Source organism: Lactobacillus sp. PV037, from assembly GCF_014522345.1.
Lineage (GTDB): Bacteria > Bacillota > Bacilli > Lactobacillales > Lactobacillaceae > Lactobacillus.
This window is the reverse complement of record NZ_CP041987.1, coordinates 237,992-251,130: the sequence shown is the minus strand read 5'-3', so window position 1 is coordinate 251,130 and position 13,139 is coordinate 237,992. Positions and strand designations below refer to the sequence as shown.

Annotated in this window: 1 protein-coding gene; it reads right to left on the bottom strand. The window is 40.0% G+C overall.

What is annotated here, in order from left to right; all coding sequences use genetic code 11:
• Positions 1-153: 153 nt before the first annotated feature.
• On the bottom strand, positions 154-13,089 hold the full coding sequence (locus tag FP435_RS01665) for a Rib/alpha-like domain-containing protein (RefSeq protein WP_265484032.1): 12,936 nt from the start codon (positions 13,087-13,089) through the stop codon (positions 154-156).
• Positions 13,090-13,139: the final 50 nt, after the last annotated feature.

Below are 13,139 nucleotides of genomic sequence, written 5' to 3'. Positions count from 1 at the left end.
CCAAAAAATCATTCAAAATCTACCTATTTTTGCAATAAAAAACCAAGGCCTCTAGCCTTGGTTTTTTAGCTTTATTAATTAGCTTGTTTTAAATTTTTAATCTATTTAATCTCAAACTAAATCTATTCAAAAATTTAATTTCACTTAATTAGCTTAATTTTTACGCTTCTTTTTGCTACCAGCTAAGCCAAAGAGTGATCCGATACCGGCAAGTGCAATGCCAAGTACGGCAGCTAAACTACTATCTTTTGAACCAGTTTGTGGCAATCTTCCTTGCTTGCTACTCATGGACTTCTTAGCAGTTGTAATATTGGCCTTTGGAGCTATAGCTCTTGAAGTAAATCCATTTCTATATTCTCCCTTAGGTCCCACATTGCTTTCGCTCTTCTTAGTAGCATGCTTATGAGTTGAGTTAGTTGGTTCATTAGTTGCATTAGCCTTTGGAGCAACTAGGATATCTACATCGACATCTTTTGTTGTACCATCTGGGTAAATTACTTGAATTACACCATGATGAGTACCTGGGGTTGAGACATCTGGTTTTTCTTTCCAAGTAACTTTAGCTCCTTCAGGAACCTTTACCTTATCTTTGATTACTTGTGTTGGATTTGGAATTGTACCTTGTGGAGTCTTAGTATGAACTGTTTCCTTTGGAGTATCCGCTGGATTATTCTTTGGATTATCTGTTGGATTTTCCTTTGGAGTTGAAGCTGGTTCTTCTACTGTTATCTTAGTAGTTACAGTGTCAGTTGAACCATCTGGATAGTGAACAGTAATTTCGACACTCTTTGTTCCTGGTGTTGAAACATCTGGATTACCATTGGTCCAAGTGTATGTTGTGCCAGTTGGTAAGTTTGGAATATTACCGATTCCTTCTTCTGCACTTGGTACTACGCCTACCTGAGTAGTAATATCCTTTGGTTCTGGTGTGTACTTGTCTGCATCAGTTGGATTCTTAGTTGGTTCTTCTACGGTTACCTTTGTAGTTACAGTGTCAGTTGAACCATCTGGGTAGTGAACAGTAATTTCTACACTCTTTGTTCCTGGTGTTGAAACATCTGGATTACCATTGGTCCAAGTGTATGTTGTGCCAGTTGGTAAGTTTGGAATATTACCGATTCCTTCTTCTGCACTTGGTACTACGCCTACTTGAGTAGTGATATCCTTTGGTTCTGGTGTGTACTTGTCTGCATCAGTTGGGTTCTTAGCTGGTTCTTCCACTGTTACCTTTGTAGTTACAGTGTCAGTTGAACCATCTGGGTAACGTACTGTAATAGTTACGCTCTTAGTTCCTGGTGTTGAAACATCTGGATTACCATTAGTCCAAGTGTATGTTGTGCCAGCTGGTAAGTTTGGTACGTTACCAATTCCATCTTCTGGATTTGGAGTTACACCAACTTGTGTCTTGATATCCTTTGGTTCTGGAGTGTACTTATCTGCATCTGTTGGGTTCTTAGTTGGTTCTTCAACTACAACCTTAGTAGTTACAGTATCAGTTGTACCGTCTGGGTAGTGAACTGTGATTTCAGTACTCTTAGTTCCTGGAGTGGTTACATCTGGAGCGCCGTTGGTCCAAGTAAATGTAGTACCACTTGGTAAGCTTGGAATATTGCCAATTCCTTGTTCTGGACTTGGTTCCTTACCTACCTGTGTCTTGATGTCCTTTGGTTCTGGAGTGTACTTGTCTGCATCACTTGGGTTCTTAGTTGGTTCTTCAACAATTACCTTAGTAGTTACAGTGTCAGTTGTACCATCTGGGTAGTGAACTGTGATTTCTACACTCTTAGTTCCTGGGGTTGTTACATCTGGAGCACCATTGGTCCAAGTGTAAGTTGTACCACTTGGCAAGTTTGGAATGTTGCCAATTCCTTGTTCTGGAGTTGGTTCCTTACCTACTTGCGTCTTGATGTCCTTTGGTTCTGGGGTGTACTTATCTGCATCACTTGGTTCCTTAGCTGGTTGTTCAACAATTACCTTGGTAGTTACGATTTCTTCTGAACCATCTGGGTAGTGAACTGTGATTTCAGTACTCTTTGTTCCTGGTGTAGTTACATCTGGAGCACCGTTAGTCCAAGTGTAAGTTGTACCACTTGGCAAGTTTGGAATGTTGCCAATTCCTTGTTCTGGAGTTGGTTCCTTACCTACTTGCGTCTTGATGTCCTTTGGTTCTGGGGTGTATTTGTCTGCATCTGTTGGGTTTACGTTCTTTTCAACGTGAACAGTAATTGGTGCAGGATCATTTGAACCAAATGTAATTGAACCTGGAACAGAGCTATCAGTAATATGGTAACCATTTGGTACGTGAGCTCGAATTGCTGGGTCTACTGTTTCACCAGTAGTACCAGTTTCAGTGTAACTATCAACCTTCTTACCGTTATTATCAACATAAGTAATAGTTACTGAATGTTCATTAGCCTTGTAAATGAAGGTTACAGTTGAACTCTTAGTATCACTAGTTATATCCATTGCTGGAGCAGCATCTGGGTTAGTTACTGTGTAACCTGGTTCTGCTGGAGCAGTTACAGCATCAAACTTAGAAGTTTCCCATGCACCGTAAGTTACCTTATTAGTTACTAAGTCCTTAGTTGCGGTTCTTTGAAGAGTAACTGTTTGCTTAGTGTATTCACTAGTCTTACCTGCAACATCAACATCAACAGTTCTAGTAATAGTCTTATTTACATTATCCTTTTCATTTGGATCATTAGTTACGTCTTCAGTCTTATGTTCAACGTAAATAATAGTGTCCTTAATTGGCTCTGATCCAAATGTGAATTCACTTGGGATTTCTTGTCCGCCCACTACTTGCCAGTTTGCTGGTACTTCAAGTTTTACTGGGACTGTTTGACCAGTCTTACCACCAACTACTTGGGTACTTACAACGTCGTTGTGATCAGCATTGTTTACAAACTTAATTGTAGCTGTTTGATCTGAGTAAACGTAGTTTACAGTTACGTTGATGTTGTTTACTGGTGTACCATCACTCAAACCACTTACTGAGGCTACATAATCCTTACCATCCTTGGTAGTGATTGTGCCGCCAGTAATTGTTCTAGTGTAACCTGCTGCACTTGGAATTTCTACTGGTGCAAAGCTAGTTGACCCATCAGTCATGTTTGAAGTCCAGTCAGTGTAAGTTGTCTTACCTGTTGCTTCATTAGTTGACTTGATTCTGTAGAAGTCAAGAGTTTGAGTTACAACTTGTGGTTTTTGACCTTCAATGTTTACAGTAACTGTTTCAGTTACTTGACGGTAAACATCACTGTTACTCTTGTCATTACGTCCATCATCAGTATCAACCTTAGCTTGAACCTTAACAGTAATGTCTGGGTTATTAGTTGCGTTAAAGCCAACACTTGATGGTACTTGAGTATTTGGAATAATTTCGTAGCCGGTTGGTACTTCTAATGGAGTTTGTCCTTCACCATTACCGATAGTTACGCTGGTACCTGTCTTACCAGTTAAAGTTTGGGTACCAACAGTCTTACCAGATGGATCGACAAAGTTGATCTTTCTAGTTTGCTTATTAGCACTGTAAGTAATGTTAAAGACTAAGTCTTTATCACCCGGTTTAACTGTTTGAGCAGGAACACTTGCTTGACTTGGAGTGTATCCAGCAATTTCCTTCACATTGTAGCTTGGGAATGTGTAACTACCATTATCTGACCATTCACCATAAGTTACCTTATTGGTTACTAAGTCCTTAGTGGCTGTTCTAGTAAATGTCTTAGATGCATCTACTGCCTTAGTAGTCTTGCCATCTGGAGTGGTTACATTAATAGTTTCAGTTACTGTCCACGCCGTAGCAGTTTCTACGTTCTTATCATGTTCGTAGTCAGGAGTTACATCCTTAGTTCCATGTTCAACGTAAACAATAGTGTCCTTAAGTGGAGTTGAACCAAAGGTGAATTCACTTGGAACTTGTTGGTTTGGAACAAGCTTCCAATTTGTTGGAACTTCAAGGTTTACCTTTACAGTTTCACCAATTTCTCCTGGTACTTCTTGAGTACCAACTACATGATTATGATCATTGTTATCTACATATTGGATTGTAGCTGTTTGTTCTGCCTTAGTGTAGTTTACAGTTACGTTGATATTGTTTACTGGTGTACCATCGCTTAAACCACTTACTGAAGCTACGTAATCCTTACCATCCTTGGTAGTGATTGTTCCACCAGTAATTGTTCTAGTGTAACCACCAGCAGTTGGAATTTCAAAGTCTGGGAAACTAGTTGAACCATCTGTCATGTTTGAAGTCCAGTCAGTGTAAGTTATCTTACCTGTTGCTTCATTAGTTGACTTAATTCTATAGAAGTCAAGAGTTTGAGTTCTAACTTGAGGTTCTTGACCTTCAATGTTTACGGTAATAGTTCTAGTTACTTGACGGTAAACATCGCTATTACTCTTGTCGTTACGTCCATCTACAGTATCAACCTTAGCTTGAACCTTAACAGTGATATCTGGATTATCCTTACTATCTGCATTAAATGGAACCTTGGTTGGTACTTCAGTATTTGGAACAATTTCGTAGCCTGTTGGAATGTTCAACGGAGTTTGACCTTCACCATTACCAATAGTTACGCTGGTTCCTGTCTTACCAGTTAAGGTTTGAGTTGAAACGGTCTTACCATCTGGATCAACGAAGTTAATCTTTCTAGTTTGACTGTTTGCATCGTAGTTAAAGGTTACAGTTGAGTCTGCTGTATCACCTGTTACTGCTACTTCTGGAGCTGCGTCTGGGTTTTGAACTGTGTAACCTGCTTCTGCTGGGGCAGTTACAGCGTCGAACTTAGCACCTTCTGTATTCCATGGGCCGTAAGTTACTTCCTTAGTTACTAAATCTTCTGTAGCTGTTCTGTGGAGAGTTACTGATTGAGTGGTGTATTCACTAGTCTTACCTGCAACATCAACATCAATTGTTCTAGTAACAGTCTTGTTTACCTTGTCTGCTTGATCTGGATCATCAGTTACATCCTTAGTTCCATGTTCAATAGTTACATTGATTGGGGCTGGAGTGTTTGATCCAAATGTGATTTGACCTGGAACTGTCTTATCAGTAATTACCCAACCTTCTGGTACATTAGTTTGGATGTTGGTATCTACTGTTGCTCCAGTGGTTCCTGTTACATCATAGGTCTTAATAATCTTACCACTCTTATCAACGTAGTTGATTACTTGGCTGTGGGTATCTGCACCATAGATAAAGGTTACTGTTGAATCTGCTGTATCACCGGTTACGGCTACTTCTGGTGCGGCATCTGGGTTTGATACTGTGTAACCTGCTTCTGCTGGGGCAGTTACAGCGTCGAACTTAGCACCTTCTGTATTCCATGGGCCGTAAGTTACTTGCTTAGTTACTAAATCTTCTGTAGCAGTTCTGTGAAGAGTTACTGATTGAGTAGTGTATTCACTAGTCTTACCTGCAACATCAACATCAATAGTTCTAGTAACTGTCTTGCTTACCTTATCTGCTTGACTTGGATCATCAGTTACATCCTTAGTACCATGCTTGATGTTCACGTTAATTGGAGCTGGATCATCTGTTCCGAAGGTAATTTGACTTGTTACCTTAGGATCAGTAATTACCCAACCTTCTGGAATATTACTTTGGATGTTAGTATCTACAGTTTCACCAGTCTTACCGGCTACATCGTAGGTCTTAACAACTGTACCATCTGGACCCACGTAGTTAATTACTTGAGTATGACTATTTGCATCGTAGTTGAAGGTTACTGTTGAGTCTGCTGTATCACCTGTTACTGCTACTTCTGGAGCTGCGTCTGGGTTAGTTACTGTGTAACCCGCTTCTGCTGGGGCAGTTACGGCATCGAACTTAGCACCTTCTGTATTCCATGGGCCGTAAGTTACTTGCTTAGTTACTAAATCTTCTGTAGCAGTTCTGTGAAGAGTTACTGATTGAGTAGTGTATTCACTAGTCTTGCCAGCTACATTTACATCAATAGTTCTTGTAACGGTCTTAACTACCTTGTCTGCTTGACTTGGATCATCAGTTACATCCTTAGTACCATGCTTGATGTTCACGTTAATTGGAGCTGGATCATCTGTTCCGAAGGTTACTTGTGTAGTTACCTTTGGATCAGTGATTACCCAACCTTCTGGTAAGTTGGTTTGAATATTAGTATCAACAGTTTCGCCTGTCTTACCTGTGACATCGTAAGTCTTAACTACTGTGCCATCTGGACCTACGTAGTTAATTACTTGAGTATGACTATTTGCATCGTAGTTGAAGGTTACTGTTGAGTCTGCTGTTTCACCAGTTACTGCTACTTCTGGTGCTGCGTCTGGGTTTTGAACAGTGTAACCTGCTTCTGCTGGAGCAGTTACAGCTTCAAACTTAGCTCCTTCAGTGTTCCATGGACCATAAGTTACTTCCTTAGTTACTAAGTCTTCAGTTGCAGTTCTGTGAAGAGTTACAGTTTGAGTAGTGTATTCACTAGTCTTGCCAGCTACATTTACATCAATAGTTCTTGTAACGGTCTTAACTACCTTGTCTGCTTGACTTGGATCATCAGTTACATCCTTAGTACCATGCTTGATGTTTACAGTAATTGGAGTTGGATCATCTGTTCCGAAGGTAATTTGACTTGTTACCTTTGGATCTGTGATTACCCAACCATCTGGAACATTACTTTGGATGTTCGTATCTACAGTTTCACCTGTCTTACCGACTACATCGTATGTCTTAACAACTGTGCCATCTGGACCCACGTAGTTGATTACTTGAGTATGACTATTTGCATCGTAGTTGAAGGTTACTGTTGAATCTACTGTATCACCGGTTACAGCTACTTCTGGTGCGGCATTTGGGTTTTGAACAGTGTAACCTGCTTCTGCTGGAGCTGTTACTGCGTCAAACTTAGCTCCTTCAGTATTCCAGTTACCGTAACTTACTTCCTTAGTTACTAAGTCTTCAGTTGCAGTTCTGTGGAGAGTTACTGATTGGGTAGTGTAAGTTGAAGTCTTGCCAGCAATATTAAGATCAATTGTTCTAGTAACTGTCTTCTTTACCTTGTCTGCTTGACTTGGATCGTCAGTTACATCCTTAGTACCGTGCTTGATGTTTACAGTAATTGGAGTTGGATCATCTGCACCGAAGGTTACTTGTGTAGTTACCTTTGGATCAGTGATTACCCAACCATCTGGTAAGTTAGTTTGGATGTTAGTATCAACAGTTTCACCAGTCTTACCTGTTACATCGTAGGTCTTAACAACTGTACCATCTGGGCCAACGTAGTTAATTACTTGGTTGTGACTATTTGCATCATAGTTAAAGGTTACAGTTGAGTCACCTGTATCACCAGTTACTGCTACTTCTGGAGCTGCGTCTGGGTTTTGAACTGTGTAACCTGCTTCTGCTGGAGCTGTTACGGCATCGAACTTAGCTCCTTCAGTGTTCCAGTCACCGTAAGTTACTTGCTTAGTTACTAAGTCTTCGGTTGCAGTTCTGTGAAGAGTTACTGATTGAGTAGTGTATTCACTAGTCTTGCCAGCTACATTTACATCAATAGTTCTTGTAACGGTCTTAACTACCTTGTCTGCTTGACTTGGATCATCAGTTACATCCTTAGTAGCATGTTCAATCTTCACAGTAACAGTTGGGATACCACTATCAGTAGCAGTTACTGAAGTTGGAATATCTTGTCCTGGAACAATCTTCCAGTTCTCTGGTGCCACAGGATTAATAGCTACAGGTTCATCAGTCTTACCAGTAAGTGGTGTTGAACCAATTTCTGTACCCGTGCTATCCACATAAGAAATCTTACCAGTCTGAGTATTTGCAGTATAAGTTATTTCTTGGTAAACCTCAGTAGGAACCTCTGCAGTTATATTTTCACCACCAATATTTAGCGTTGGCACCATTTGTGGATTGGCAGTATATCCCTTAAAGTATGGTGCTGGCATATTAATAATTGTGCCAGTACCCCAAGTTGAATTTGAGTTGAAAATTGGCTCTGGTATGCCGGCTGCATTGTACTCATATCTACCTGGTGCCAAAGTAATACTTGTTGCTTGAGAAAGTGGAACAGTATCTACTTTTTGTCCCTTATTTGGTCCCGATGGAATTGTGTATACAAGATGTCTTTGAACTGTTAACTTGTTTGACTTTACAGTCACATTAATTGGAACATCAGTACTGCTGCCATCTGGATAATTTACTGTTACTACTGCTGGAACTACTGTTGATTTTCCGTAGTTTTCAGTACCTTCCAAGCCTGCTGGATTAATAGTATCTGGTGCTGTCTTCCAAGTGTAAGTAGTACCATCTGGTAGCTCGCTTGCATTTGCAATACCTTCAGCAGCACCTGGCACTGCAGTTTGGTATACAGTAAAGTCTTGTCCCTTTGGTGTATAAATTTGTGCATCATTAGTTACAGTTACTGGCACAGTAGCAGTAGTAGTGTTGCCATCTGGGTAGGTTACTCTAACAGTGTAATCAGTAGTACCTGGCTTAGTTGGATCGATTACTGGAGTAGTAGTCCATTCAACCTTTGAAGGGTAGCCTGCTTTACCAGTTGGATCGTAGTTCTTGATACCAGTTGTAGCATCTGGAACCTTACCATCACTTACAGTAATTGGTTGTACCTCTGGAACAGCATCAACAGTTACACTAGCAGTTGGAGTATCAGTGTTGCCATCTGGGTAAGTTACTGTAACCGGAATGTTGTAAGCACCTGGAGTGGTACCTGCTGGAACAGTAATAGTACCAGTGGTTGAATCAATAGTTACACCAGTTGGAACTTCATCAGGGTTAGTAAAGGTATAAGTAGTACCAGTTGGAACACTTGCAGTGTTACCCTTGTCGTCCTTAACTACTGGAGTGATAGTTTGTGGCTTATCATTTAAGCCCGCCGTATCTGGGTATGAAGGTACATAAGTATCAGCATCGTTGTCGGTTACCTTAATTGGTACATCAACATCAAGGTGAGTACCATCAGTAAAGTTAATTCTTACAGTACCGGTAGTATCGCCAACCTTAGAGATATCAGGCTTAGTTTGCCATTCGGTTGATGAAACAGCAGCATTATGAGCTGCAGTTAATTGTGATTCATCAACTGCACTAGTTGCAGCAGGAATTGAAGCATCTTCATTGTGAATAGCAGTTAAACCAGTAACTGGAGTTGCTGCATAGAAGTTAATGAATTGGTTGTGCCAAGTAGTAGCAACTGAAGCAGGAATCAATAACTTAGTTAAGGCATCCCCACTAAGAGTACTATTTGCACGATATCTTGAATTACCTACCAAGTAACCAGTAGTATTTTTTTCAATTGGATCGTTAGCTAAAGTATCGCCAACAACTACTTGACCATCAGCATTCTTGAATTGGTCAACATTAGTGTTAGGAGTGTAGTCTGGAAGCCATGCATAGCTAATAGTGTCAGCTGCAAAAGTATCACTTGGATCATCTGCGTTGACATAAGTTGTACCATCACTACTCAAGTTGTAGGTCTTAGACTTACCGTAAACACCAGTATCATAGTTGTAGTCGCTTTGAACAACAATTGAATTAAATTTACTTGGAGTTACAGTGGCAGAACCATCAGTGGTCTTGTGAGTATTAGCGGGATCACCATTGAAAGTAGTCATACTCATTGGACCGTAAACAGTAGTATGGTCGCCGTCTTCTTTGGCACCAACTACAGTTACAGGAATCTTAGTAGTAGTGGTAGTGCCATCTGGGTAAGTTACAGTTGCTTCATAAGGAGTAGTACCTGGGTTTGATGGATCAATAGTTGGAGTAGTAGTCCATTCAACTTTTGAAGGGTAACCTGCTTTACCTGTTGCATCGTAGTTCTTAATACCAGTTGAAGCATCTGGAACCTTACCATCACTTACAGCAATTGGTTGTACTTCTGGCATAGCATCTACAGTTACACTTGCGTTAGTATCATCAGTACTCTTATCAGGGTAAGTTACAGTAACTGGAATAGTATAAGCACCTGGAGTAGTACCTGCTGGAACAGTAATTGTACCAGTAGAACTATCAATAGTTACACCAGTTGGTACATTATCAGGATTTGTAAAGGCATAAGTAGTATCTGCGGGAGCAGTAGTTGCGTTACCGTCAGCATCCTTAAATGTTGGTGTAGTAGTTTGATCCTTATCATTTAAGCCTGCTACAGCTGGGTATGCAGGTTCGTATTGATCAGCTTGAGGTTTAGTAATATTCAATGGAATATCAACAAAGTCAACTGAACCGTCTTTGTAAGTTAACTTAGCCCATGCTGATTTATCAGTGGTCTTTAACTTACCAGTTGGGTTAGTTGGTTGAGCTTCAGCTGCACCATTATTATCAAGCATATTGGCATTCCAGTCAGCAGCATCAGTACTTGCATTGTACCAATCAACGCTACCAATCAAATCATTTGCTTCAGCATCAGAAATTGGTGTACCAGATAAAGTAGTAATACCACCCTTTTCAACTAAATCAGCCTTCAAAAGACCCTTAATACCATCGCGTGCATTTAAGTCAGCTAAAGTTTGGTCAGTAGTACCGTCGATAGTTTGAACTTCTGGATCATACAAATCACTATCTTTTGACTTGATTGGAGAATCCTTAGCTACTAACTCAGTACCCATTGCTAAACGTTGAGGGGTTGCGTAACTAAAGTTGTTCAATAATGAATTCAAGTGAACATTGTTGTTAATAACTGTACCTTGGTTGGTAGAACTATTAGCAACTTGGGCACCGTTATATTGGCCACCACCTTGGTTAGAACTCATTACAACAGTAGCATTTGAAGTTAAAAGTGTTGGCACACCTTTTCCACTTTGAGTTGTAGTCTTACCTGCAGGGGTAAATCCAGTACCAGCATTAGTTCCCCAGTTGTTCATGGTATCTAACTTATCAACCATCCAAGTGAAACTTGGGCTATTAGTCATATTACCAGCTTGCCATTCAGCAATTGGCGCATTAGTAATAAATTCTTGTGGGTTACCTTCAAGGTAAACTAATTGACCACCAACTGATGGAAGTGGATTGTTTAATCTTTGTAAGTTAACGTAACCTGGGTTAGTAACGTTGAATGAGGACTTAGTACCAGCACCTGATACATAAATCATCCCTAAATCGTATTGGTTAGCACCATCTTGTAAGTCAAGCTTTGCACCATTATTAACATTAACTCTGAAGTCACCATCATGTAATGATGAACCTGAACCCAAAGCAATAAGTGGAGTTAAAGTTTTCTTAGTAGAAGTACGAACAATCTTAAGTGAACCATTATCATTAATGGCGTTCATGGCTGCGGCATTACCAGTAGTTGCTGGGTTACCTTGACCAATTGAAATAACACCATATTGGCCACCTTTAAAACTGTTAAGGTCTTTCCCACCATCAGAAGCTTGTTGGGTAGTAATGTCAACAGAACCAGTCTTACCGATATTTAAGTTACCACCAAAAATAGCTAATGAGCGACCGGTACCCATGTTCATGTTTACAGTACCATCAATGTTAACTGAACCGTGTTGACCATCAGCTTCAAAAATACCTTTAGCATAGCCAGTGCCAGTAATATTTACAGTAGCACCTTGCTTAACATCAACACTGTATTTAGTAACATTGCCGTCGTTATCACTAACATCAAATTGTGAACTACGGATAGCATCAGCACCATAGTTATTCATGGCGTCCCATGTAGAACCTACATTAATAGTGGTAGTGCCATCTTCAACACTTACATAACCAGCATCTAAAGCTGAACCACTTACTCCAAGCGTATCACCAGCTGTATGGTCATTGAACGATGCAGTAATGTTGTTATTACCACTTAATTTTAAAGTGTAGTATTCATTTGAGTGATTATCTTTAGAAGCACCTTCAACGATTGGACGATTGGTAGTAGTAGCAGTTACATCATGTAAAGTAACTGTATCCTTCTTTTGATTAGCACCACTAACGTCTTCAAATGAAAGGAGACCGTAGAGAGTTGGCGCAGCAGAAGCAGTTTCACCACTACCATCTTTTTCAACACCTTTAAGAGTAAGGTTATCAAGAGTAATATCCCAACCGTTACCATTCTTTTGGTTACTGTTTTGGAACATTAAGCTGTAGTGACCAAAGTCAATTGTGCTGTTATCAGCACTGGTAATAGTAACTTTACGAGCATTATTAGTAGTAGGTAAAGTTAAACAACCATTGTAACCTAAAGCTTGTCCACCTAAGTTAGCAGTTTTACCAGTTACAGTAATGTCCTTAGTAACGTTAATCACACCAACATTAGCATCATTTAATGCGCCAATAAAACTAGCCCAGTCAGAAACATCTTGACTATTTACAGTTGGATCAGTAGCTTGAGTAGCATCTAACATTGCATAAGTACCCTTGTCGTTTTTACCGACAGCTGCACCTTGAGCCACTAATGATTTAAGTTCATTAGCCATGTTAGCAGTCTTCAAGTTATTAAGTGCTTGAGAAGTAACTGGTTGAACTGAATTTACATCAGAATTTGCAATAGGTTGAACTTGTAAATTAGCTGCACTACTTGCTGCTTTTTCTTCCTTATTTGCATTATTTGCAGAACTTGCTGCTGAACTAATAGAAGCTGCACTAGTATTAACAGCAACTGATGAGCTAGCTGGTGTTGTAGATTCTGCAGAAGCTACTGATGTCAACTTTTGCTTATCTTCTTTAGCAGCTGAACTACTTTGTACAGTCTCTTTCTTATCTGCACTACTCTTTACACTCTCACTTGCTTGAGAGTGAGTGCTTTTTTCGCTAGTAGCTTCTTGAGAAGCAGCTGATGAGGCAGAGATTGATTCTGCATCTGAAGCAGCACTGCTTGCTTGTGAAGTAGCTGAACTAGAAGCTAGTGATTCATTTTCTTTATTACTTGATTGAATTGCAGCTTCACTGGTTGCTGGCTTAGTTTCTTGGTCATTAGAACTAGACACGTTTTCAGCTTGTACTTTTGTAGCAACATCTGCATGCACTACAGATTGAGTACCAGCACCCATGAAAAAGAATCCAATTAAAACTGAAGCAGCTCCAACAGAAAACTTACGAATTGAGAAACGTTCTTTCTTTTGTTCCATTTTACGTAGTTTCTCTTGGTAATTCTTTTTTGATAGCATTTAAATCCTCCTTTATAGAAAAGGTCCACAGGACTTTCCTATAACAACAT

What these genes read in the sequence shown, in the direction of transcription:
- FP435_RS01665 (WP_265484032.1), bottom strand. Translation starts at nt 13,089, where the DNA reads ATGCTATCAAAAAAGAATTACCAAGAGAAACTACGTAAAATGGAACAA.